21 protein-coding genes and 1 pseudogene are annotated in these 22,947 nt (G+C 70.6%); 18 read left to right on the top strand and 4 right to left on the bottom strand.

Annotated features, from left to right (window positions below; all coding sequences use genetic code 11):
- Positions 1 to 106: 106 nt before the first annotated feature.
- On the bottom strand, positions 107 to 835 hold the full coding sequence (locus tag ABZ078_RS35650; RefSeq protein WP_356582307.1) for a 3'-5' exonuclease: 729 nt from the start codon (positions 833 to 835) through the stop codon (positions 107 to 109).
- Positions 836 to 1,003: 168 nt separating this feature from the next.
- Between ABZ078_RS35650 and ABZ078_RS35645 the strand changes: the two genes are divergently transcribed.
- From ABZ078_RS35645 to thrS, 3 genes are all read left to right on the top strand, one after another.
- A complete protein-coding gene (locus ABZ078_RS35645; RefSeq protein WP_356582305.1) occupies positions 1,004 to 1,627 on the top strand; it encodes a DUF4365 domain-containing protein in 624 nt (207 codons plus the stop codon).
- Positions 1,624 to 2,862 (top strand): hypothetical protein, encoded by a 1,239-nt coding sequence (locus ABZ078_RS35640; protein ID WP_356582303.1) that lies wholly within the window; start codon positions 1,624 to 1,626, stop codon positions 2,860 to 2,862. Before ABZ078_RS35645 ends, ABZ078_RS35640 begins: the two co-directional genes overlap by 4 nt.
- Before the next feature lie 100 nt (positions 2,863 to 2,962).
- Positions 2,963 to 4,939: a threonine--tRNA ligase gene (gene thrS, locus ABZ078_RS35635; RefSeq protein ID WP_356582301.1), complete on the top strand. Its 1,977-nt coding sequence runs from the start codon at positions 2,963 to 2,965 to the stop codon at positions 4,937 to 4,939.
- Between the two features lie 43 nt (positions 4,940 to 4,982).
- Here thrS and ABZ078_RS35630 read toward each other — a convergent pair.
- Positions 4,983 to 5,144: pseudogene (locus ABZ078_RS35630) on the bottom strand (potassium channel family protein); the annotation flags it as partial.
- 61 nt (positions 5,145 to 5,205) lie between these two features.
- Here ABZ078_RS35630 and ABZ078_RS35625 point away from each other — a divergent pair.
- The gene (locus ABZ078_RS35625) at positions 5,206 to 5,754 is read left to right on the top strand and encodes an HIT domain-containing protein (RefSeq protein WP_062722603.1); all 549 of its coding nucleotides are present in this window, start codon (positions 5,206 to 5,208) and stop codon (positions 5,752 to 5,754) included.
- Positions 5,755 to 5,907: 153 nt separating this feature from the next.
- On the opposite strand, the gene ABZ078_RS35620 is transcribed toward ABZ078_RS35625, so the two are convergent.
- Both ABZ078_RS35620 and ABZ078_RS35615 read right to left on the bottom strand, forming a co-directional pair.
- Positions 5,908 to 7,569: a hypothetical protein gene (locus tag ABZ078_RS35620; protein ID WP_356582299.1), complete on the bottom strand. Its 1,662-nt coding sequence runs from the start codon at positions 7,567 to 7,569 to the stop codon at positions 5,908 to 5,910.
- A 179-nt stretch (positions 7,570 to 7,748) separates the two neighbouring features.
- On the bottom strand, positions 7,749 to 9,947 hold the full coding sequence (locus ABZ078_RS35615; RefSeq protein WP_356582297.1) for an elongation factor G-like protein EF-G2: 2,199 nt from the start codon (positions 9,945 to 9,947) through the stop codon (positions 7,749 to 7,751).
- A gap of 277 nt (positions 9,948 to 10,224) precedes the next feature.
- Here ABZ078_RS35615 and pgsA point away from each other — a divergent pair, with 277 nt between their 5' ends.
- From pgsA to ABZ078_RS35545, 14 genes are all read left to right on the top strand, one after another.
- Positions 10,225 to 10,914 (top strand): phosphatidylinositol phosphate synthase, encoded by a 690-nt coding sequence (gene pgsA, locus ABZ078_RS35610; RefSeq protein ID WP_356582295.1) that lies wholly within the window; start codon positions 10,225 to 10,227, stop codon positions 10,912 to 10,914.
- Positions 10,911 to 11,819: a phosphatidylinositol mannoside acyltransferase gene (locus tag ABZ078_RS35605; RefSeq protein WP_356582293.1), complete on the top strand. Its 909-nt coding sequence runs from the start codon at positions 10,911 to 10,913 to the stop codon at positions 11,817 to 11,819. The genes pgsA and ABZ078_RS35605 overlap by 4 nt, the downstream gene beginning before the upstream one ends.
- Positions 11,816 to 12,991, top strand: a complete 1,176-nt coding sequence (locus ABZ078_RS35600) for a glycosyltransferase family 4 protein (protein WP_356582291.1) — start codon at positions 11,816 to 11,818, stop codon at positions 12,989 to 12,991. Before ABZ078_RS35605 ends, ABZ078_RS35600 begins: the two co-directional genes overlap by 4 nt.
- 210 nt (positions 12,992 to 13,201) lie before the next feature.
- Entirely contained in the window at positions 13,202 to 13,744 is a 543-nt protein-coding gene (locus ABZ078_RS35595) for a hypothetical protein (RefSeq protein ID WP_356582289.1), read from the top strand.
- A gap of 126 nt (positions 13,745 to 13,870) precedes the next feature.
- On the top strand, positions 13,871 to 14,776 hold the full coding sequence (gene pdxS / locus ABZ078_RS35590; RefSeq protein WP_062154397.1) for a pyridoxal 5'-phosphate synthase lyase subunit PdxS: 906 nt from the start codon (positions 13,871 to 13,873) through the stop codon (positions 14,774 to 14,776).
- A 24-nt stretch (positions 14,777 to 14,800) separates the two neighbouring features.
- A complete protein-coding gene (gene pdxT / locus ABZ078_RS35585; RefSeq protein WP_356582286.1) occupies positions 14,801 to 15,409 on the top strand; it encodes a pyridoxal 5'-phosphate synthase glutaminase subunit PdxT in 609 nt (202 codons plus the stop codon).
- Positions 15,410 to 15,457: 48 nt separating this feature from the next.
- Positions 15,458 to 16,210: a YebC/PmpR family DNA-binding transcriptional regulator gene (locus tag ABZ078_RS35580; RefSeq protein ID WP_188286953.1), complete on the top strand. Its 753-nt coding sequence runs from the start codon at positions 15,458 to 15,460 to the stop codon at positions 16,208 to 16,210.
- A gap of 143 nt (positions 16,211 to 16,353) precedes the next feature.
- On the top strand, positions 16,354 to 16,893 hold the full coding sequence (ruvC, locus tag ABZ078_RS35575; protein WP_356582284.1) for a crossover junction endodeoxyribonuclease RuvC: 540 nt from the start codon (positions 16,354 to 16,356) through the stop codon (positions 16,891 to 16,893).
- Positions 16,890 to 17,495 (top strand): Holliday junction branch migration protein RuvA, encoded by a 606-nt coding sequence (gene ruvA / locus ABZ078_RS35570; protein ID WP_356582282.1) that lies wholly within the window; start codon positions 16,890 to 16,892, stop codon positions 17,493 to 17,495. Before ruvC ends, ruvA begins: the two co-directional genes overlap by 4 nt.
- A 97-nt stretch (positions 17,496 to 17,592) precedes the next feature.
- A complete protein-coding gene (gene ruvB, locus ABZ078_RS35565; protein ID WP_356582280.1) occupies positions 17,593 to 18,663 on the top strand; it encodes a Holliday junction branch migration DNA helicase RuvB in 1,071 nt (356 codons plus the stop codon).
- Between the two features lie 174 nt (positions 18,664 to 18,837).
- The gene (gene yajC / locus ABZ078_RS35560; RefSeq protein ID WP_356582278.1) at positions 18,838 to 19,332 is read left to right on the top strand and encodes a preprotein translocase subunit YajC; all 495 of its coding nucleotides are present in this window, start codon (positions 18,838 to 18,840) and stop codon (positions 19,330 to 19,332) included.
- 132 nt (positions 19,333 to 19,464) lie between these two features.
- Positions 19,465 to 21,207 carry a protein translocase subunit SecD gene (gene secD, locus ABZ078_RS35555; protein WP_356582276.1) on the top strand — a complete coding sequence of 581 codons (1,743 nt, stop codon included), beginning with the start codon at positions 19,465 to 19,467 and terminating at the stop codon, positions 21,205 to 21,207.
- A gap of 1 nt (position 21,208) precedes the next feature.
- On the top strand, positions 21,209 to 22,333 hold the full coding sequence (gene secF, locus ABZ078_RS35550; RefSeq protein ID WP_356582274.1) for a protein translocase subunit SecF: 1,125 nt from the start codon (positions 21,209 to 21,211) through the stop codon (positions 22,331 to 22,333).
- Positions 22,330 to 22,869: an adenine phosphoribosyltransferase gene (locus ABZ078_RS35545; protein WP_356582272.1), complete on the top strand. Its 540-nt coding sequence runs from the start codon at positions 22,330 to 22,332 to the stop codon at positions 22,867 to 22,869. The genes secF and ABZ078_RS35545 overlap by 4 nt, the downstream gene beginning before the upstream one ends.
- Positions 22,870 to 22,947: the final 78 nt, after the last annotated feature.

Raw genomic sequence — 22,947 nt, 5'->3', positions numbered from 1 at the left:
AGAGCGCTTCGTTCACACCGAAGAGGTCACTGGTTCGAACCCAGTATCGCCCACCGGGAAAGGCCGGTCCGCCACAGCGGACCGGCTTTTTTGTGTGCCGGCGCAGCTAGGCGGCCGCCGCCGGCAGGTCGGGCCGCAGTGGCCACGCCGGGTCCACCGCCTCCTCGGTGCCGCTGCGGGCGAACCACGCCTGCAAGCCGCGTGCCTGCGCCGCGTGCCACACCGCCTGGAGCGTGTGCAGTTCGGCGGGGGACAGCCGCTCGAGGCGGGCCGCGAAACGGCGTCCCACCGCCCGTACGACCTCCAGCGAGGCCAGCGCGTCGGCCGCCGCGTCGTGCGCGCCCTCCAGTGTCACGCCGTAGTGCGCGCACAGGTCGGTCAGGGTGCGGCGGCCCTTGCGGTAGCGGTCCAGATGCTTGTCGAGCACACGTGGATCGAGCACCAGCAGGGGCGTCGCCTCGAACCAGCGGTCGAGCGACGAGGCCCGGTGCCGGCGCAACTCCCGGTCCAGCAGCGTCAGATCGAACGGCGCGTTCATCACCACCACCGGCCGTCCCCTGGCGGCGTGTTCCGCCAGCTCGCCGGCTATCTCGTGCATCACCGGCGCCGGCCAGCGGCCGTTGCGCTGGAGATGCTCCTCCGTCAGCCCGTGCACCGCCGTCGCCGCCTCCGGCACCGGCACACCCGGGTTCACCAGCCACCGGGTCACCCGCGGCCGGGTGCCCGGGGCGTCCTGGACGACGACGGCCGCCGAAACGATCCGGTCGGTCTCGACGTCCACGCCTGTCGTCTCCGTGTCGAATGCCGCCAGCGGGCCCTCATACCAGCACGCCATACCTACCCAACCCCTCGTTCACCCACGGCAGCTGACGTACCGTCTTCTGCCCGTTTGGTGATACCCGGCCCGTTTGCGCCGTACGCCGGAAGGACACAACAGGAGTGCGGGTCCTTGCAGTTCAGCGGTCCGCGACGGGGATTCACTTTGCTTGGAAGGCTGTTGGTCATGGCGATAGCGCAGCCCGAGCGGGGCGGGCTGCTGCCCGAGCGTACGGGCCCTCATCGCGGTTCACTCGCCACCACCGCCTGCATGGAGACACTGCAGGTGGGCTATCTGCACGCGGTCGCGGCGGCGGCCGGCTGCTCGCTGTCGCAGCCGTTCCCGGACAACGGCATCGACTGGCACGTCAGCCACAGCGCACCCGGCCACACGGTCGACGACGAGGTCACCATCAAGGTGCAGCTCAAGGCGACGTACCAGATCGCGCCGAACCCGCCCGCCCGTCTCCCTCCACCACCCTCGACGGAGGGGGCTGCGCCCCCGCCCCACCAGATGCGCCGCTTCTTCTCCTTCACGCTCGACAACGACCACCTGGCGAAGCTCGCCCGCACCCCGGTCTCGGTGCACAAGATCCTGGTCGTGATGATCGTTCCGCGGTCGCAGGAGCAGTGGCTGCGGGCCGGCCACGACCGGCTCGATCTGCGGCACTGCTGCTACTGGGTCAACCTGGCCGGCCACCCGATCACCGGCCGGCGCCGGACCAACGTGCGGATACCGACCTCACGCATCTTCGACGACCGGGCGCTCTGCGAGATCATGACGCGGGTCGGGACGGGAGGCAGACCATGACCCACCGCCCGCTGGAGGAACCGATGAGGCCGGTCAGGCCGCACCCGGTCGACGCCTCCTGGGACCGTACGCCCGAGCCCGCCGAGGTCGACCCCGCGGTGCTGAGCGCGCTGCTGCTCCGGCACGGCTGGCGGCGGCGCGGGGGAGCGGCGGGGCGCTACGGCCGCTGGACCCCGCCCGGTCCGGGCGGCAACGGCACCAGCCTGCTCGTGCCCGAGTCCCGTGCCTTCCCCGACAGCGACGACCTGCTCGGCGAGGCCCTCGTCGCCCTCTCCCGCAGCGGTCTGCCCTGCGCGCGCGAGGTGCTGGTCGGGCTCGCCGTGCCCAGCGACGAGGTCCGCTGGTGGCGGGACGCGCCCGGCGGACCGGCCGGTGCCGCGCCCTGGCTCGTCGAGGAGGAGCTGCGCGCCGCCGCCCGCCGGACGCTCCTCGCCGCGGCGCTCGCCACGCGCGCGCGTGCCGGCTATCACGGCGCCCGGCACCGCCGCTCGGCCGCCGCCTTGCTGGAGAACGTCCTCGTCGGCTCGGCCGCCGGGGGCCGCGGCCTCACCGCTTTCGTCCCCGTCGGCACGGGGCGTCCGCTCGCCGTACGCCTCCATCAGGCCCTGTACGCCGCCCGGGAGGCCATCGACTACCGGCGGGCCACCGGCGGCATGGACGCCTTCGAAGGCGCCGTCGAGGCGGGCGTCAGCCGCGAGCTCACCGAGGCCCTGATCGCTCTCGTCCGCGGTACGGAGGGCGCGCGCGTCGCCGTCGAGTGGGCACCCGCGGCCGGGGTGCCCGAGGACTGCGCGGCCGGGGGCGAGCCCGTCGAGTTCTCGCCGGGCGACCTGCCCGCGCTGCGCGAGGCCGGCGCCCGCTATCTGCGCGAGGAGCCGTCCGTGCCGGTCAGGATCACCGGCGCGGTCGTACGGATGCGCAGGTCGGGGACGCGCGGGGAGGGCGCCGTACGGCTGCGTGTCATCGCGGGCGCCGAGGTGCCGCACGTCCGGGTGACGCTGGACGAGGAGGCGTACCGCATCGCCGGGCACGCGCACCTCGTCGGGCTGCCGGTGCGGATGCACGGGCGGCTGGAGAGCCGGGGCGGCTTCCGCAGGCTCACCGGGGCCTCGGGGGTCGTACCGGTACAGGTGGACGAGGCCGAGCGGGACCGGCTGATGAAGTCGCTGCAGGAGACGGCGGACGTGACGGCCTTCTTCGAGGAGGCGTTCGGCGGGGAGGAACGGGAGGACTGAAGGTGACCGTTTCGCGGTCGGCCGTCCGGGGTCGGTACGATCGCGTAATGCGCGCGCTCCTGGTATGGCGCCGCATTCCACCTTCAGTCAGGAGAGACCGGTGTCAGACGTCCGTGTGATCATCCAACGCGATTCCGAGCGGGAAGAGCGCGTGGTGACGACGGGCACTACGGCCGCCGACCTCTTCGCCGGCGAGCGCTCGATCATCGCCGCGCGCGTGGGCGGCGAGCTCAAGGATCTGTCGTACGTGCTCTCCGACGGCGAGGAGGTCGAGGGCGTCGAGATCTCCTCCGAGGACGGGCTGGGCATCCTGCGCCACTCCACCGCGCACGTGATGGCGCAGGCCGTGCAGGAGCTCTTTCCCGAGGCCAAGCTGGGCATCGGCCCGCCCGTCAAGGACGGCTTCTACTACGACTTCGATGTCGAGAAGCCGTTCACGCCCGAGGATCTCAAGGCCATCGAGAAGAAGATGCAGGAGATCCAGAAGCGCGGGCAGAAGTTCGCCCGCCGTGTCGTCACCGACGACGCCGCCCGCGAGGAGCTCGCGAACGAGCCCTACAAGCTGGAGCTGATCGGCCTCAAGGGCTCCGCCTCGTCCGACGACGGCGCGGACGTCGAGGTCGGCGCCGGCGAGCTGACGATCTACGACAACCTGGACGCCAAGACCGGCGACCTATGCTGGAAGGACCTCTGCCGCGGTCCCCACCTGCCGTCGACCCGCGCGATCCCGGCGTTCAAGCTGATGCGCAACGCGGCCGCCTACTGGCGCGGCAGCGAGAAGAACCCCATGCTCCAGCGCATCTACGGCACCGCCTGGCCGTCGAAGGACGAGCTGAAACAGCACCTGGACTTCCTCGCCGAGGCCGAGAAGCGCGACCACCGCAAGCTGGGCAACGAGCTGGACCTGTTCTCCGTCCCGGAGCAGATCGGCTCCGGCCTCGCGGTCTTCCACCCCAAGGGCGGCATCGTCCGCCGCGTGATGGAGGACTACTCCCGGCGCAGGCACGAGGAAGAGGGCTACGAGTTCGTCTACACCCCGCACGCCACGAAGGGGAAGCTCTTCGAGACGTCGGGCCACCTCGACTGGTACGCCGAGGGCATGTACCCGCCCATGCAGCTCGACGAGGGCGTGGACTACTACCTCAAGCCCATGAACTGCCCGATGCACAACCTGATCTTCGACGCGCGCGGGCGGTCCTACCGTGAACTGCCGCTGCGTTTCTTCGAGTTCGGGACCGTGTACCGGTACGAGAAGTCGGGCGTCGTGCACGGCCTGACCCGTGCCCGCGGCTTCACGCAGGACGACGCGCACATCTACTGCACGCGCGAGCAGATGTCCGACGAACTCGACAAGACGCTCACCTTCGTCCTGAACCTGCTGCGCGACTACGGCCTGACCGACTTCTACCTGGAGTTGTCGACGAAGGACCCGGAGAAGTTCGTCGGCTCCGACGAGGTCTGGGAAGAGGCCACGGAGACCCTCCGCCAGGTGGCCGAGAAGCAGGGCCTGCCCCTGGTCCCGGACCCGGGCGGCGCCGCCTTCTACGGTCCGAAGATCTCCGTCCAGGCCAAGGACGCCATCGGCCGCACCTGGCAGATGTCGACCATCCAGCTCGACTTCAACCTGCCCGAGCGCTTCGATCTGGAGTACACCTCCGCGGACGGCTCCAAACAGCGCCCGGTCATGATCCACCGGGCCCTCTTCGGCTCCATCGAGCGCTTCTTCGCTGTGCTCCTGGAGCACTACGCGGGCGCCTTCCCGGCGTGGCTGGCCCCGGTCCAGGCGATCGGCATCCCGATCGGCGACGCGCACGTGGACTACCTGGAGAAGTTCGCCGCGGCCGCCAAGAAGAAGGGCCTGCGCGTCGAGGTCGACTCCTCCTCGGACCGCATGCAGAAGAAGATCCGCAACGCCCAGAAGCAGAAGGTGCCGTTCATGGTCATCGCGGGCGACGAGGACATGGCGAACAACGCCGTCTCCTTCCGCTACCGCGACGGCTCGCAGGAGAACGGCATCCCGTTCGACGAGGCCATCGCGAAGATCGCGCAGGTCGTCGAGGAGCGGGCGCAGGTCTGAGTCGTCGGCACGCGCACATCGAGGGCCCTCGGGGAGTTCGGCTTCCCGGGGGCTTTTCGTCGTCCTCGCGGGAGAAGGTCCTGGAGCAGCCACGAGGCGAAGGCGCCGGTCACAGCGCCGAGCAGGCCCAGCCCCACGGCCATGATCCCGACGGCGATCAGCCGCCCGGGCACCGTGACGGGGTGATGTCGCCGTGGCCGACCGTGGCAGCGGCAGCAAGCGCCCCGGCGACACGCCGCGAACGGGCGAAGCCATATGCTGCACGCATGACGAGTGAGCCGGAGCAGCAGTGGGGAGTGGGGATCCAGGACGCGTTCCAGCGCCTGTGGACGCCCCATCGGATGGCGTACATCCAGGGTGAGAACAAGCCGACCGGCCCCGGAGCCGACGACGGTTGCCCCTTCTGCTCGATCCCGGCCAAGTCCGACGAGGACGGGCTGATCGTCAAGCGCGGGGAGCAGGTGTACGCGGTCCTCAACCTGTACCCGTACAACGGCGGCCACCTGATGGTCGTGCCCTACCGCCACGTCGCCGACTACACCGACCTCACCGAGCCGGAGACCGTGGAGCTCGCCGCCCTGACCAAGCAGGCGATGACGGCCCTGCGCACCGCCTCGGGCGCCCACGGCTTCAACATCGGCATGAACCAGGGCACGGTCGCCGGGGCCGGCATCGCGGCCCACCTCCACCAGCACATCGTCCCGCGCTGGGGCGGCGACACGAACTTCATGCCGGTGGTGGGCCACACGCGGGTGCTGCCGCAGCTCTTGGCGGACACCCGGAAGATGCTGGCGGAGGCCTGGCCGACGGCTTGATGTCTCAGCCGGCGGTGACACCCATCAGCCCGTCCGGCGTATGAGGACGAGGCCGTTCGGGCCGGAGGGGGGTCTGGGCGGGCAGCCCCCGGGGACGGCGCCCCCAGGGACACTGCCCCAGACCCACGTGACACGGCTCAACCGCCGGAGGCCCTACGCGTCATACACGTCCGCCTTCTTCGGCGTCGGATCCTGCACAGCCGTGCTCAAGAACGCCGACCGCGCACCGAACTTCTCGGTGTCCACGCCGTTCTCCTCCAGCACCTTGATCGCCGCGGCATGCACCACCCGCAGCACCGGCGTGGCGGCGCGCAGCGCGTCGTCGGCCATGAACCGATGCCGCCACGGCTGATCCGCCCACGCGTGCCGGAGGCCGAACGGCTCGGGCAGCCCTATCGTCCCGCCGAGCCAGTTCAGCAGCGGCGGATACCAGGTGATCGGGGCCCGGACCGCCAGCCGTACCACCTCGTCGCTGTTCACCAGCGGAAGCTTGATCTTGCGGGTCTCCCACGGCTTCAGCGACTTGGCGACCTCCTTGGTCGGCGCCTCGGGCTTCTCCTGGAACAGCCCGTTCACCGGGCCGAGCGCGTGTCCGGTGACCTCGATGCGCAACGTCTCGTGCAGTACGGTCACCGTGATCAGCATGGTGATGATCAACTGCCCGTCCCAGAGCGTCCACTGGACGCCCAGGTAGTGCCGGTCACCGCTGCCGAACTGCTGCTTGTTGCAGATGTCCTGTATCGCGTGCGGCTTGACCTGGTACGCCTCGACGTCCGTGCCCTCCGGCCGGGACACCGCCTTCGCGCCCTCGGCGATCGGCGTGACGACCCAGTGCCGTATCGAAGGCTTGGGAAAACCACCGGTGTTCAGCGGACCGCGCTCCAGCATGCGCAGCTGGTCGTGGATCGAGCGGATGACGTCCCAGCTGCGGAACGGGTGGATCTCCCGGGTGGGGTCGGCCGGGGCCAGGTTCTCCGCCAGCTGCCAGCTGCCCCAGCGGGTTCCCATGCCGAGTATCCCCTTGGGACCGGCGTAGAAGACGGAGTTGGACTGCTGCTCGGCGCTGAGCTTGGCCAGCGACTGGCGCAGCTGCTCGGCCTGGGTCTCGTTGGGGCTGGTCGGCACCGCCTCCGGCACCTTCGCGCCGACGCTGCTGCCGGCCAGCAGGCTGTCCCAGCGCTCCCGCAGGTCCTTCGCGGTGCGCTCACAGACCTGCTTGGCCCAGAACCAGCCGACCACGGGCATGACGACACAGGCCCGCGCATACCAGGCCCAGAAGCCGCTGAACGGCATCTTGATCAGGAAGAGCACGGCGAGCGCGCCCGCGGCGACGAGCAGCACGGAGGCCAGTGTGCCGCCCCGCTTGTCGCTGGCCTTGCCGATGGTGGTGCGCAGCTGGAAGATCAGCAGCCACACCAGCAGGCCGGGCAGGAACAGCACACCGCAGACGACCATGATGGCGCTGAGCATCCGGTCGCGGGCCTTGCGGATGTTGTTGGCGGCCAGACAGTGCTCGACGACGACCTGGGGCTCGGTGCCGAAGGACTGGATCAGCGGCTTGCGGCCACTGCCGAGCATGCGGTCGACGACGGCGCGTGAGAACGCCTCACCCAGGTTGGGCCGGAAGATCCTGGCCCACTTGCGGCCTTCCTTGACGTCGGTCTGGTGCCATTCGTTGTCGGCCTTCTTGATGTCCTGAAACGGATTGTCCCGATACGCCGCCGAGGCCAGCGCGAACGTCGCCGTCTGTCCCTCGCCGGCCGTGCGCGGCACCTGCGGACCGAAGATGTCCGCGTAACCGCCCTCAACGGTCATTCCCGCCCCCGATCGCCGCACTGTCGCTTCTGCGGCCTTCCCGACTTCCGTACTGCGCACACCTGTTGATCAATGATCAGCGTATCCCCCGCCACCGACAACCGTCGGCGGACGGCCCAAGCCGCCCGCCGACATGGAGGGGAGGGCTCCGCAAAAGCGCCTGTCGGCGCCGGCGCGGACTACGAGGCTTCGCGCGCCTCTTCACGAATCCTTTCCGCGATCTGCTGCGGCATCGGTTCGTGCCGCGCGTAGGAACGGCTGAAGCGCGCGGTGCCGTGCGACAGCGACCTCAGATCGACGGCGTACCGTCCGATCTCGATCTCGGGCACCTCGGCCTTGATGACGGTGCGGCCACCGCTGGTCTGCTCGGTGCCGAGGACGCGGCCGCGCCGCCCGGACAGGTCGCTCATCACCGCGCCGACGTACTCGTCCCCGACCAGGACGGACACCTCGGCGACCGGCTCCAGCAGATGGATCTTCACGTCGGCCGCCGCCTCCCGCAGCGCGAGCGCGCCGGCCGTCTGGAACGCGGCGTCGGAGGAGTCCACCGAGTGCGCCTTGCCGTCGAGCAGCGTGACCCGGATGTCGACCAGCGGATGACCGGCCGCGACTCCCTTGGCCGCCTGGGCCCGCACGCCCTTCTCCACCGACGGGATGAACTGCCGGGGCACCGCGCCGCCGACGACCTTGTCCACGAACTCGATGCCCGAGCCGCCCGGCAGCGGCTCCACCTCGATCTCGCAGATGGCGTACTGCCCGTGCCCGCCGGACTGCTTCACATGCCGGCCGCGGCCCGAGGACCTGCTGGCGAACGTCTCCCGCAGGGAGACCTTGTGCGGCACGACGTCGACCTGCACGCCGTACCGGCTGCGCAGCCGTTCCAGGGCCACGTCCGCGTGTGCCTCGCCCAGGCACCACAGCACCACCTGGTGGGTCGCCTGGTTCTGTTCGAGCCGCATGGTCGGGTCCTCGGCGACCAGCCGGGACAGGCCCTGCGACAGCTTGTCCTCGTCCGCCTTGCTGTGCGCCTGGATGGCGAGCGGCAGCAGCGGGTCGGGCATCTGCCAGGGCTCCATCAGCAGCGGGTCGTCCTTGGCCGACAGGGTGTCGCCGGTCTCCGCGCGGCTCAGCTTCGCCACGCACGCGAGGTCACCGGCGATGCAGTGGCTGAGCGTGCGCTGCTGCTTGCCGAAGGGGGCGGACAAGGCGCCGATGCGCTCGTCGACGTCGTGGTCCTCGTGCCCGCGGTCGGCCAGCCCGTGCCCGGAGACGTGCACCGTCTCGTCGGGACGCAGGGTGCCGGAGAAGACGCGCACCATCGACACCCGGCCGACGTACGGGTCGGACGCCGTCTTCACGACCTCCGCGACCAGCGGCCCGTCCGGGTCGCACGGCTTCAGCTCGCGCGGCTTGCCGTCGATCGTGGTGACCCGGGGCGCCTCGCGCTCCAGGGGCGTCGGGAAGCCCCGCGTGATCAGCTCGAGCACCTCGACCGTGCCCAGTCCCTGCCGGGCGCCGCCGGCGGCCGGGGCGGCGGCGAGGACGGGGAAGAACGTGCCGCGCGCGACGGCTCGCTCCAGGTCCTCGATCAGCGTCTTGACGTCGACCTGCTCGCCGCCCAGATACCGGTCCATGAGGGTCTCGTCCTCGCTCTCCGCGATGATCCCCTCGATCAGCCGGTTACGGGCCTCCTCGATCTCCGGCAGCTGGTCCTCGCCCGGCTCGGACTCCTTGCGTTCGCCGGAGGAGTAGTCGAACAGCTTCTGCGACAGCAGCCCGATCAGACCGGTCACGGGCGCGTGCCCGTCCGGGCCCTGCGGGCCGTGCAGCGGCAGATACAGCGGGAGCACGGCGTCGGGGTCGTCCCCGCCGAACGCCTCCGCGCAGATCCGCGTCATCTCCTCGTAGTCGGCCCGCGCGGCCTCCAGGTGCGTGACGACGATCGCGCGCGGCATGCCGACCGCCGCGCACTCCTCCCACACCATGCGGGTCGAGCCGTCCACGCCGTCCGAGGCGGAGACGACGAAAAGGGCCGCGTCCGCCGCTCGCAGACCGGCCCTCAGCTCCCCGACGAAGTCGGCGTATCCGGGGGTGTCCAGTAGGTTGATCTTGATGCCGTCCCATTCGACCGGCACCAGGGAGAGCTGCACCGAGCGCTGCTGGCGGTGCTCGATCTCGTCGTAGTCGGAGACGGTGCCGCCGTCCTCCACGCGGCCCGCCCGGTTCACCGCCCCCGCGGTCAGCGCGAGAGCCTCCACCAGAGTCGTCTTGCCGGATCCGCTGTGGCCGACCAGCACCACATTCCGTACGGACGCGGGGTGGTCGGCCGCTGTAGCCCTGCCGGCGGCTCCGGGGTGTGCGTTCGCCTTGTCGCCCATGATCCTGCCTCCCGTGCACGGTGAGGTCACTGTGGGCGCGGACATGCGGATCCGCGTGCGATGGCGGCTCCGGTGACGCCCGCGGTCCTTCGAGCTTTCCACTCCCGTCACGGTGCGTCCATACGAAGGACGTGATCCCGCCGCCCGGCACCGGTGGACCGGGCCGCCCGATCCGGGTAGGAGTGCCCGGCGGTCGCGCCGACGCGCGCGTGGCTACGATGGGCCAGCCGGTGGCCAGCGGGGCCGCACGGCGCCACACCGACCCCTCGGGAAGGCCATGCTGAACAAGTACGCGCGTGCGTTCTTCACGCGTGTTCTCACACCGTTCGCCGCGTTTTTGATCCGCCGGGGCGTCAGCCCCGACACCGTCACGCTCATCGGCACCGCCGGTGTGGTCGCGGGCGCGCTGGTCTTCTACCCCATGGGCGAGTTCTTCTGGGGCACGGTCGTGATCACGCTGTTCGTGTTCTCCGACCTCGTCGACGGCAACATGGCCCGCCAGCTGGGCCGCTCCAGCCGCTGGGGCGCCTTCCTGGACTCCACGCTCGACCGGGTCGCCGACGGCGCGATCTTCGGCGGCTTCATCCTCTGGTACGCCGGTGGGGGCGACGACCTCGTCCTGTGCGCCGTGTCGATCTTCTGCCTGGCCAGCGGCCAGGTGGTGTCGTACACCAAGGCACGCGGCGAGTCGATCGGCCTGCCGGTCGCCGTCAACGGCCTCGTCGAGCGCGCCGAGCGCCTGGTGCTCTCCCTGGTCGCGGCCGGTTTGGCGGGTCTGCACAAGTTCGGGGTACCAGGTATCCAGTACCTCCTGCCCGTGGCCCTGTGGATCGTCGCCGTCGGCAGCCTCGTCACGCTGATCCAGCGGGTCGTCACGGTCCGCCGGGAGTCGGCCGAGGCGGAGGCGGCGGCCGCACAGGAGGACAAGCCGCGGAACGCCTCTCAAGGGAGCGAGGCAGCCAAGTGAGCGCCCAGGAACGGCTCACGGACGCCCTGTACGGGCTCGGCTGGGGCACGGTCAAGAAACTCCCCGAGCCGGTCGCCGTACGGCTCGGCCGCACCATCGCCGACCTCGCCTGGAAGCAGCGCGGCAAGGGCGTCCAGCGGCTGGAGAGCAACTACGCGCGCGTGGTGCCCGACGCGAGCCCGGAGCGCCTCGCCGAACTCTCGCGCGCGGGCATGCGCTCGTACCTGCGCTACTGGATGGAGTCCTTCCGGCTCCCCGCCTGGAGCGCCGAGCGCGTCAAGAGCGGCTTCGACCCCAAGGACATCCACTACCTGACCGACGGCCTGGCCGCGGGCAACGGCGTCATACTCGCCCTGCCGCACCTGGCCAACTGGGACCTCGCGGGCGCCTGGGTCACCACCAAGCTTCGGACGCCCTTCACGACGGTCGCCGAACGGCTCAAGCCCGAGACGCTGTACGACCGCTTCGTCGCCTACCGCGAGGGCCTCGGCATGGAGGTCCTGCCGCACAGCGGCGGCACCGCCTTCGGCACGCTCGCCCGGCGGCTGCGCGACGGCGGCCTGGTCTGCCTGGTCGCCGACCGCGACCTGTCCGCCTCGGGCGTCGAGGTGGACTTCTTCGGAGCCACGGCCCGTATGCCCGCCGGACCGGCGCTGCTGGCCCAGCAGACCGGGGCGCTTCTGCTCCCGGTCACGCTCTGGTACGACGACTCACCCGTCATGCAGGGCCGCGTCCATCCCCCGATCGAGGTACCCGAGACAGGTACCCGGACCGAGAAGACGTCTGTGATGACACAGGCGCTGGCCGACGCCTTCGCCTCGGGGATCGCCGAACATCCGGAGGACTGGCACATGCTCCAGCGCTTGTGGCTCGCTGACCTCGACCCCACGAAGGGACCCTCGTGAGGATCGGCATCGTCTGCCCGTACTCGTGGGACGTGCCGGGCGGCGTCCAGTTCCACATCCGCGACCTCGCCGAGTACTTCATCCGGCTCGGCCACGAGGTGTCCGTCCTGGCGCCCGCCGACGACGACACCCCGCTCCCGCCGTACGTGGTCTCGGCGGGCCGCGCCGTCCCGGTCCCGTACAACGGGTCCGTGGCCCGCCTGAACTTCGGCTTCCTCTCGGCGGCCCGCGTCCGCCGCTGGCTGCACGACGGCGCGTTCGACGTCATCCACATCCACGAGCCGACGTCGCCCTCCCTGGGCCTGCTGACCTGCTGGGCGGCCCAGGGCCCGATCGTGGCGACGTTCCACACCTCGAACCCGCGCTCCAGGGCGATGATCGCGGCGTACGCCATCCTCCAGGCGGCTCTGGAGAAGATCAGCGCCCGGATCGCGGTGAGCGAGTACGCCCGCCGCACGCTGGTGGAGCACCTCGGCGGGGACGCGGTCGTGATCCCCAACGGCGTCGACGTCGACTTCTTCGCCAAGGCCGAGCCCAGACCGGAGTGGCAGGGCGACACGATCGGCTTCATCGGCCGCATCGACGAGCCCCGCAAGGGTCTGCCGGTCCTCATGCGGGCCCTGCCCAAGATCCTCGCCGCCCGCCCGCAGACCAGGCTCCTGGTGGCCGGCCGGGGCGACGAGAAGGAGGCGGTCGAGTCCCTGCCGGCCGAGCTGCGCTCCCGGGTCGAGTTCCTCGGCATGGTCAGCGACGAGGACAAGGCCTGCTTCCTGCGCAGCGTCGACCTGTACGTCGCCCCCAACACGGGCGGCGAGAGCTTCGGGATCATCCTGGTCGAGGCGATGTCGGCCGGCGCACCGGTCCTCGCCTCCGACCTGGACGCCTTCGCCCAGGTCCTGGACCAGGGTGCCGCGGGCGAACTCTTCGCCAACGAGGACGCCGACGCCCTCGCCGAGGCAGCGGTACGCCTCCTGGAGAACCCGGCCCGCCTGGCGGAACTGCGGGAGCGGGGGAGCGCGCACGTACGCCGCTTCGACTGGTCCACGGTCGGCGCGGACATCCTGTCGGTGTACGAGACGGTGACGGCGGGGGCGGCAGCGGTGGCCGCGGACGAGCGCGCCGGGGGCGGCGGCAGCGGTCTGCGGGCGCGGTTGGGGCTGGCGCGGGACTGAGGGAGCTCTCTACGCCGGTCGGCGATCACCCAGCCCAGCCCGTCCCGCCCCTTGGGATGGGACGGGTGGGGGCGGCGGGGGGCGAGACCCGCCCGACGGCAACCACAGCGCCGGACCCGCAACCACCGAGCCGCGTCACCCACGACCACCGACCCGCGTCACCCGCCCCGCACGCGCCCCGCCTGACCCGGCGAAGCTAGTGTGCCGCCCGTGACCGCAACCCTCATCTGGATCCTCGTCGCCCTCATCGCGATCGGCCTCTACCTCAGCTGGACCGCGGGCCGCCTCGACCGGCTGCACGCCCGGATCGACGCGGCGCGCGCCGCGCTCGACGCACAGTTGCTCCGCCGCGCCTCGGTGGCCCAGGAACTGGCCACCTCCGGCGTCCTGGACCCGGCCGCGTCGATCGTCCTGTACGAGGCCGCCCACGCCGCCCGGCAGGCCGAGGAGGAGCAGCGGGAGGTCGCCGAGAGCGAGCTGAGCCAGGCGCTGCGGGTCGTGTTCGGCGAGGCCCCGCAGGTGGAGGCGGTACGGGAGGCGCCCGGGGGAGAGGAGGCGGCCCGTGAGCTGACCGAGGCGGTCCGCCGGGTACCGATGGCCCGCCGGTTCCACAACGACGCCGTACGGGCCGCCCGGGCCCTGCGCAGGCACCGCAAGGTCCGCTGGTTCCGGCTGGCCGGGCACGCGCCGTTCCCCATGGCGTTCGAGATGGACGACGAGCCGCCGGCGGCACTGACGGACCGGGCAGCCTGACCAGCGCCTTCGCGGCACAGTCGGGGAAAAGGATCCACCGGCTTGCCATTGGCCCTTGCTGTGGCCTGGTCCGCTCCCGTTTCCTCGGTGCTTGCAGTAACCCTCTTTCACCGTGTGAGGTCACCCGTGTCCATCTCCGAAAACCAGGCTCCCGAGACCGGCACCGCCCGCGTGAAGCGCGGCATGGCCGAGCAGCTCAAGGGCGGCGTGATCATGGACGTCGTCACGCCGGAGCAGGCGAAGATCGCCGAGGACGCGGGCGCCGTCGCCGTCATGGCCCTGGAGCGGGTCCCCGCCGACATCCGCAAGGACGGCGGCGTGGCCCGGATGTCCGACCCGGACATGATCGAGGGCATCATCGACGCCGTCTCGATCCCGGTCATGGCCAAGTCCCGCATCGGCCACTTCGTCGAGGCCCAGGTCCTGCAGTCCCTCGGCGTCGACTACATCGACGAGTCCGAGGTCCTCACCCCGGCCGACGAGGTCAACCACTCCGACAAGTGGGCCTTCACCACGCCGTTCGTCTGCGGCGCCACCAACCTCGGCGAGGCCCTGCGCCGCATCGCCGAGGGCGCGGCCATGATCCGCTCCAAGGGCGAGGCCGGCACCGGCAACGTCGTCGAGGCCGTCCGCCACCTGCGCCAGATCAAGAACGAGATCGCCAAACTGCGCGGCTTCGACAACAACGAGCTGTACGCCGCCGCCAAGGAGCTGCGCGCCCCCTACGAGCTCGTCAAGGAGGTCAGCGAGCTCGGCAAGCTGCCGGTCGTGCTGTTCTCCGCCGGCGGTGTCGCCACCCCGGCCGACGCCGCGCTGATGCGCCAGCTCGGCGCCGAGGGCGTCTTCGTCGGCTCCGGCATCTTCAAGTCCGGCGACCCGGCCAAGCGTGCCGCCGCCATCGTCAAGGCGACCACCTTCTACGACGACCCGAAGATCATCGCGGACGCGTCCCGCAACCTCGGCGAGGCCATGGTCGGCATCAACTGCGACACCCTCCCCGAGGCCGAGCGCTACGCCAACCGCGGCTGGTAAGCACCTTCCAAGGACTGCACGTACATGACTGACGCACCCGTCATAGGCGTCCTGGCCCTCCAGGGCGACGTACGGGAGCACCTCATCGCCCTGGCCGCGGCCGACGCCGTGGCCAGGCCGGTGCGGCGCCCCGAAGAACTCGCCGAGGTCGACGGCCTCGTCATCCCCGGCGGCGAGTCCACGACCATCTCCAAGCTGGCCGTGCTGTTCGGCGTGATGGAGCCGCTGCGCGCACGCGTGCGGGCCGGCATGCCCGTCTACGGCACCTGCGCCGGCATGATCATGCTGGCCGACAAGATCCTCGACCCGCGCTCGGGCCAGGAGACCGTCGGCGGCATCGACATGATCGTGCGCCGCAACGCCTTCGGACGCCAGAACGAGTCCTTCGAGGCGGCGGTCGACCTCAAGGGCGTGGACGGCGACCCCGTGGAGGGCGTCTTCATCCGCGCCCCCTGGGTCGAGTCCGTCGGCGCCGAGACCGAGGTCCTCGCCGAGCACGACGGCCACATCGTCGCGGTCCGCCAGGGCAACGCACTGGCCACGTCGTTCCACCCGGAACTGACCGGCGACCACCGCGTGCACGGCCTGTTCGTCGACATGGTGCGCGAGAACGGGACAGCGGAGTCCTTGTAGGATCTCTGGCGTTCGTTCATAGATGGGTTACGCGAAGGAGACAGGCAGATGTCCGGCCACTCTAAATGGGCCACGACGAAGCACAAGAAGGCCGTGATCGACGCCAAGCGCGGCAAGCTCTTCGCGAAGCTGATCAAGAACATCGAGGTCGCGGCGCGCATGGGCGGCGTCGACCTCGACGGCAACCCGACGCTCTATGACGCCGTCCAGAAGGCCAAGAAGCAGTCCGTTCCGAACAAGAACATCGACTCCGCGATCAAGCGCGGTGGCGGTCTCGAGGCCGGTGGCGCCGACTACGAGACGATCATGTACGAGGGCTACGGTCCGAACGGCGTCGCCGTGCTCATCGAATGCCTGACGGACAACCGCAACCGCGCCGCCTCCGACGTCCGCGTCGCCATGACGCGCAACGGCGGCTCCATGGCCGACCCGGGCTCGGTGTCGTACATGTTCAGCCGCAAGGGCGTCGTCATCGTCCCCAAGGGCGAGCTGACGGAGGACGACGTCCTCACCGCCGTCCTGGACGCGGGCGCCGAGGAGGTCAACGACCTCGGTGAGTCCTTCGAGGTCATCAGCGAGGCCACCGACCTGGTCGCGGTCCGCACCGCCCTCCAGGAGGCCGGCATCGACTACGACTCCGCGGACTCCAGCTTCGTGCCGTCCGTCCAGGTCGAGCTGGACGAGGAGGGCGCCAAGAAGATCTTCAAGCTGATCGACGCGCTCGAGGACAGCGACGACGTCCAGAACGTCTTCGCCAACTTCGACGTCAGCGACGAGATCATGGAGAAGGTCGACGCGTAACGCCGCCGCACGCGGCGCGGCAACGGGCTCAACGGGCCGACGGGACATCCCCGTCGGCCCGTCGCTTTGCCGGGAGTTGCTGCTCGGCGTTGTCAGTGGCACCCGATAGCCTGCACAAACAGGCGAGCGAAGGAGGGGCGCGAGTGCGCGTACTGGGGGTGGATCCGGGACTGACCCGATGCGGCGTCGGCGTGGTCGAAGGCGTCGCCGGCCGCCCGCTCACCATGCTCGGCGTCGGCGTCGTCCGTACGCCCGTGGACGCCGACCTGGGGCAGCGCCTCGTCGCCGTCGAGCAGGGCATCGAGCAGTGGCTGGACGAACACCGGCCCGAATTCGTCGCCGTGGAGCGGGTGTTCAGCCAGCACAACGTCCGTACGGTGATGGGCACCGCGCAGGCCAGCGCCGTCGCCATGCTCTGCGCCGCCCGCCGCGGCATCCCCGTCGCCCTGCACACCCCGAGCGAGGTCAAGGCCGCCGTCACCGGCAGCGGCCGCGCCGACAAGGCCCAGGTCGGCGCCATGGTCACCCGCCTGCTCAGACTCGCAGCCCCGCCCAAGCCGGCCGACGCCGCCGACGCCCTCGCGCTCGCCATCTGCCACATCTGGCGCGCGCCCGCGCAGAACCGACTCCAGCGGGCCGTCGCCCTGCACTCAGCCAAAGCACCGAAAGGCCGTACGGCATGATCGCCTTCGTCAGCGGCACAGTGGCCGCACTCGCTCCGGACGCCGCGGTGGTCGAGGTGGGCGGCGTCGGCATGGCCGTCCAGTGCACGCCGAACACGCTGTCCACCCTGCGCGTCGGCCGGCCCGCGAAACTGCACACCTCGCTGGTGGTCCGCGAGGACTCCCTCACGCTCTACGGCTTCGCGGACGACGACGAACGGCAGAGCTTCGAACTGCTCCAGACCGCGAGCGGAGTCGGCCCGCGCCTGGCCCAGGCGATGCTGGCGGTGCACTCGCCCGACGCCCTGCGCAGGGCCGTGGCGACCGGCGACGAGAAGGCGCTCACCGCCGTCCCCGGCATCGGCAAGAAGGGCGCCCAGAAACTGCTCCTGGAGCTGAAGGACCGCCTGGGCGAACCGATCGGCGCGCCCGCCGTCGGCGCCCCGGTCACCCAGGGCTGGCGCGACCAGTTGCACGCCGCCCTGATCGGGCTCGGGTACGCCACCCGCGAGGCCGACGAGGCGGTCGCCGCGGTCGCGCCGCAGGCCGAGGCCACCGAGGGCACTCCGCAGGTGGGGCAGCTGCTGAAGGCGGCCCTGCAGACGCTGAACAGAGCGCGCTGATCGACACGGCCAACGACACCCTCGTAGGACACCCTCGCACGACACCCCTGTACGAAACGCCTTCGTACGACACCACCGCGACCCCCGAGGCAACTCCATGAACTGGGACGACACCACCGACAGCCCCGCCGCCGAGCGGCTCGTCGGTGCGTCCGCCGACCGTGAGGACCAGGCCGTCGAGTCCGCGCTGCGCCCGAAGGACCTGGACGAGTTCATCGGCCAGGAGAAGGTCCGCGAACAACTCGACCTCGTCCTGCGCGCCGCACGCGCGCGAGGCGCCACCGCCGACCATGTGCTGCTCTCCGGCGCCCCCGGCCTCGGCAAGACCACCCTCTCGATGATCATCGCGGCCGAGATGGGCGCACCCATCCGCATCACCTCCGGCCCCGCCATCCAGCACGCCGGCGACCTCGCCGCGATCCTGTCCTCCCTCCAGGAGGGCGAGGTCCTCTTCCTCGACGAGATCCACCGCATGTCCCGGCCCGCCGAGGAGATGCTCTACATGGCGATGGAGGACTTCCGCGTCGACGTGATCGTCGGCAAGGGCCCGGGCGCCACCGCCATCCCGCTCGAACTGCCCCCGTTCACCCTGGTCGGCGCCACCACCCGCGCGGGCCTGCTGCCGCCCCCGTTGCGCGACCGCTTCGGCTTCACCGCGCACATGGAGTTCTACGAGCCCGCCGAGCTGGAGCGCGTCATCCACCGCTCCGCGAGCCTCCTCGACGTCGAGATCGAGGCCGACGGCGCCACCGAGATCGCCGGCCGCTCCCGCGGCACGCCCCGGATCGCCAACCGCCTGCTGCGCCGGGTCCGCGACTACGCCCAGGTCAAGGCCGACGGGATCATCACGAAGGACATCGCCGCGGCCGCCCTCGCCGTCTACGAGGTCGACGCCCGCGGCCTCGACCGGCTCGACCGCGCCGTCCTGGAAGCCCTGCTCAAGCTGTTCGGAGGCGGCCCGGTCGGTCTGTCCACGCTCGCGGTCGCGGTGGGGGAGGAGCGCGAGACCGTCGAGGAGGTCGCCGAGCCCTTCCTCGTACGGGAGGGCCTGCTCGCCCGCACCCCGCGCGGCCGGGTGGGCACGCCGGCCGCATGGGCGCATCTCGGCCTCACCCCGCCCCGCTCGTCAGCCGCGGGAAACGGACAACAGGACCTCTTCGGGGCGTGACGGCATCGTGACGGCGAGCTCAGTGGCCGCAGGGGGAACCCCAGTGCCATGCTGAGCGTTGTTCCATGCGCGGAGACTCGCTTAGACTCCGCCGATGCCGCCTTTGTCGGCGGCAGACATTCCCCCAACCATCTGGCCGCTCACAGCGCGGTCGTGTGAAGGAAGTACCGACCCGTGAGTCTCCTGACCCTCCTCCCGTTCATCGTGCTCATCGGGGCCATGTTCCTGATGACCCGGTCGGCCAAGAAGAAGCAGCAGCAGGCCGCCGACATGCGGAACCAGATGCAGCCCGGATCCGGTGTCCGCACCATCGGGGGCATGTACGCCACGGTCAAGGAGGTCAGCGACGACACCGTCCTCCTTGACGCCGGCCCGGGCGTGGAGCTCCTCTTCGCCAAGAACGCGATCGGTGCCGTCCTCACCGACGACGAGTACAACCGCATCGTGCACGGCATCGAGCACGACCTGAAGTCCGACGTCGTCCCGGACGACGCCTCCTCCCTCACCGAGACCGACGAGCCCGCCGCTGCCGCCTCCGACGAGAAGTCCGTCGACCTCGGCAAGAAGGACGAGAAGGACGAGGCCGAGGAGCCGTCCGACGCCGTGTCCGCCGAGGCGAAGACGGACGACGAGCCGAAGAAGTCAGACGGCGACTCCGACGCGAAGTAGCCATGTTCCGGGGCGCGCGGGCCACGCCTGCGCGCCCTCGGGCATGCTGACCTCGCACGGGATCCCGACACCATGTCATGGCCGCCCGCCCGCTGATCCGGAGCGAGGCGGCCCGAGAGGGAGTACGAGAAGGTGGCAGCACCTAAGAAGGGCCGGAACGCGAGCGCCCAGAGCAAGCCAGGGCGCTCGCTGGCCCTCATCCTGATCGCCATCGCGGCGCTCACCGGGGGGATGTTCGCCTCGGGGCACACCACTCCGCGCCTTGGTATCGACCTGGCCGGCGGCACGAGCATCACGCTCCGTGCGGAAGCCGAGCCCGGCCAGGAATCCGCGATCAACAAGACCAACATGGACACCGCGGTCGAGATCATGGAGCGCCGTGTCAATGGTCTGGGTGTCTCGGAGGCCGAAGTTCAGACCCAGGGCGACAAGAACATCATCGTCAACATCCCCAAGGGCATGAACTCCAAGGAAGCCCGGGACCAGGTCGGCACCACCGCCAAGCTCTACTTCCGTCCGGTCCTGCAGCGGGAGGCCTCCACCGGCGCCGCGCAGCCCACCCCGAGCGCGTCGAGCACGGGCAAGGGCGAGAGCGGCGACAAGGACTCCGCGACGCCCGGCTCCCCGAGCCCCGCAGCGTCCGCCACCACGCAGGGGCGCGCTGTCACCGACGCCTTGAAGGCGGACGCCACACCGTCCGCGAGCGGCGACTCCAAGGCATCCGACAGCGCCTCGCCGTCCTCGTCCGGCGGCGCCGACGGTGACTCGGCCGGCAAGCTCCAGTCGGCGTACGCCGCTCTCGACTGCGCCAACCCCGCGCAACGCGCCGCCGCCGGCAAGGACGCCAAGCCGGGCGATGCCACCGTCGCCTGCGGCAAGGACGGCGACGTGTGGACCAAGTTCCTGCTCGGCCCGGTGGCCGTCGACGGCACTGAGGTCAAGAAGGCCCAGGCGACCATCGACACCACGCGCGGCGCCGGCTGGCAGGTCCAGATGACGTTCGACTCCAGGGGCGCCGACAAGTTCGCCGACGTCACCGCTCGGCTGGCCAAGCAGACCTCTCCGCAGAACGAGTTCGCCATCGTCCTCGACGACGTGGTCGTCTCCCACCCGTACGTCCAGACAGCCATCACCGGCGGCAACGCCGAGATCTCGGGCAGCTTCACGCAGCAGGACGCCCAGGGCCTCGCCAACATGCTGTCGTACGGCGCCCTGCCGCTGTCCTTCCAGGAGGACAGTGTCACCACGGTCTCCGCCGCGCTCGGCGGTGAGCAGCTGAAGGCCGGTCTGATCGCCGGTGCCATCGGTCTCGCCCTGGTCGTCCTCTACCTGCTGGTCTACTACCGCGGCCTGTCGATCATCGCCATCGTGTCCCTGCTGGTCTCCGCCGCGCTGACCTACACGATCATGTCCCTGCTCGGCCCGACCATCGGCTTCGCGCTCAACCTGCCGGCCGTCTGCGGTGCCATCGTCGCCATCGGCATCACGGCGGACTCGTTCATCGTCTACTTCGAACGCGTCCGAGACGAGATCCGCGAGGGCCGTACGCTGCGCCCCGCGGTCGAGCGGGCCTGGCCGCGCGCCCGGCGCACCATCCTGGTCTCCGACTTCGTGTCGTTCCTCGCCGCCGCGGTGCTGTTCGTCGTCACCGTCGGCAAGGTCCAGGGCTTTGCGTTCACGCTGGGCCTGACCACCCTGCTCGACGTGGTCGTCGTGTTCCTGTTCACCAAGCCGCTGCTGACGATGATGGCCCGCAGCAAGTTCTTCGGCAGCGGCCACAGCTGGTCCGGCCTCGATCCGAAGCGATTGGGTGCCAGTCCGCCGCTGCGCCGCACCCGCCGTCCCGCCGCCCCCATCGAGACGAAGGAGGCGTGAGATGTCGAAGCTCGGCAACCTCGGCGCCCGACTGCACCGTGGCGAGGTCGGCTACGACTTCGTCGGCAACCGCAAGATCTGGTACGGCCTGTCGATCCTGATCACCATCACGGCCATCGTGGGCCTGGCGGTGCGCGGTCTGAACATGGGCATCGAGTTCCAGGGCGGTGCGGTCTTCAACACTCCGAAGACCAGCGTCTCGGTGGCCCAGGCGCAGGAGTACGCGGAAGAGGCGTCCGGCCACGACGCCATCGTCCAGAAGCTCGGCACCGGCGACGACGCCACGCTGCGCATCCAGGTCGCGGGCATCGACACCTCCCAGGCCGACAAGGTCTCGGCGGAGCTGGCCGAGAAGCTGGGCTTCGCGGAGAAGGACGTCACCGGCGAACTCGTCGGCCCGAGCTGGGGTGAGCAGATCGCCAACAAGGCCTGGCAGGGCCTCGGGATCTTCCTGGTCCTCGTGGTGATCTATCTGGCGATCGCGTTCGAGTGGCGGATGGCACTCGCCGCGTTCGTCGCCCTGATCCACGACATCACCATCACGGTCGGCATCTACGCCCTCGTCGGCTTCGAGGTCACGCCGGGCACCGTGATCGGTCTGTTGACGATCCTCGGCTACTCGCTCTATGACACGGTCGTCGTCTTCGACAGCCTCAAGGAGCAGACGAAGGACATCACCAAGCAGACCCGCTGGACCTACAGCGACATCGCCAACCGCTCGATCAACAGCACCCTGGTCCGCTCCGTCAACACGACGGTGGTCGCCCTGCTGCCGGTCGCGGGCCTGCTGTTCATCGGTGGCGGTTTCCTCGGCGCCGGCATGCTCAACGACATCTCGCTGTCGCTGTTCGTCGGCCTCGCGGCCGGTGCGTACTCCTCGATCTTCATCGCCACGCCGCTCGTGGCCGATCTCAAGGAGCTGGAGCCGCAGATGAAGGCCCTGAAGAAGCGCGTGCTCGCCAAGCGGGCCCAGGCCGCAGCACAGGGCGAGGCCCCGGACGCCCCGGTCACCGACGAGTCCCTCGCCGACGATCCGGAGGACGCCGCCCACGCGGTCGTCGGCCCGCGCAACCAGCCCGCGTCCCGTGGCCGGGGCCGCGGCCGCCCCTCGGGGAAGCGCCGATGACCGAGATCAAGGAGCTCCTGCTCAGCCGTATCCGGGACGTGGCGGACTACCCGGAGCCGGGCGTGATGTTCAAGGACATCACCCCGCTCCTGGCGGACCCGGCGGCGTTCACCGCGCTCACCGACGCCCTCGCCGAGATCGCCGAGCGCACCCGCGCCACCAAGATCGTCGGCCTGGAGGCCCGCGGCTTCATCCTCGGCGCCCCCGTCGCCGTCCGCGCGGGCATCGGCTTCATCCCGGTACGCAAGGCGGGCAAGCTCCCGGGGGCGACGCTCAGCCAGGCGTACGACCTGGAGTACGGCTCCGCCGAGATCGAGGTGCACGCCGAGGACCTGGCCGCGGGCGACCGCGTCCTGGTCATCGACGACGTCCTGGCGACGGGCGGCACCGCGGAGGCGTCGATCCAGCTGATCCGCCGGGCCGGCGCCGACGTCGCCGGGCTGGCCGTCCTGATGGAACTGGCCTTCCTCGGCGGCCGCGCCCGCCTGGAACCGGCCCTGGCCCAAGCCCCGCTGGAGTCGCTCCTCACTGTCTGAGCCGAGCCGCTCCGCACAGGCGGGGCGTCGAACGCGCACCCTATGCCGCGCGCCTCTCTGCCCGAGGCGCGCGGCATA

This window comes from Streptomyces sp. NPDC006385, from assembly GCF_040612485.1.
In the GTDB taxonomy this organism is placed as follows: Bacteria; Actinomycetota; Actinomycetes; order Streptomycetales; family Streptomycetaceae; genus Streptomyces.
Note: the sequence above shows the minus strand (reverse complement) of the source record. Positions and strands in the feature narration are given on the sequence as shown.

Coding starts and splice junctions, on each gene's coding strand:
- ABZ078_RS35650 (WP_356582307.1), bottom strand. CDS start 835: ATGGCGTGCTGGTATGAGGGCCCGCTGGCGGCATTCGACACGGAGACG.
- ABZ078_RS35645 (WP_356582305.1), top strand. CDS start 1,004: ATGGCGATAGCGCAGCCCGAGCGGGGCGGGCTGCTGCCCGAGCGTACG.
- ABZ078_RS35640 (WP_356582303.1), top strand. CDS start 1,624: ATGACCCACCGCCCGCTGGAGGAACCGATGAGGCCGGTCAGGCCGCAC.
- ABZ078_RS35625 (WP_062722603.1), top strand. CDS start 5,206: ATGACGAGTGAGCCGGAGCAGCAGTGGGGAGTGGGGATCCAGGACGCG.
- ABZ078_RS35620 (WP_356582299.1), bottom strand. CDS start 7,569: ATGACCGTTGAGGGCGGTTACGCGGACATCTTCGGTCCGCAGGTGCCG.
- ABZ078_RS35615 (WP_356582297.1), bottom strand. CDS start 9,947: ATGGGCGACAAGGCGAACGCACACCCCGGAGCCGCCGGCAGGGCTACA.
- pgsA (WP_356582295.1), top strand. CDS start 10,225: ATGCTGAACAAGTACGCGCGTGCGTTCTTCACGCGTGTTCTCACACCG.
- pdxT (WP_356582286.1), top strand. CDS start 14,801: ATGACTGACGCACCCGTCATAGGCGTCCTGGCCCTCCAGGGCGACGTA.
- ABZ078_RS35580 (WP_188286953.1), top strand. CDS start 15,458: ATGTCCGGCCACTCTAAATGGGCCACGACGAAGCACAAGAAGGCCGTG.
- ruvA (WP_356582282.1), top strand. CDS start 16,890: ATGATCGCCTTCGTCAGCGGCACAGTGGCCGCACTCGCTCCGGACGCC.
- ruvB (WP_356582280.1), top strand. CDS start 17,593: ATGAACTGGGACGACACCACCGACAGCCCCGCCGCCGAGCGGCTCGTC.
- secF (WP_356582274.1), top strand. CDS start 21,209: ATGTCGAAGCTCGGCAACCTCGGCGCCCGACTGCACCGTGGCGAGGTC.
- ABZ078_RS35545 (WP_356582272.1), top strand. CDS start 22,330: ATGACCGAGATCAAGGAGCTCCTGCTCAGCCGTATCCGGGACGTGGCG.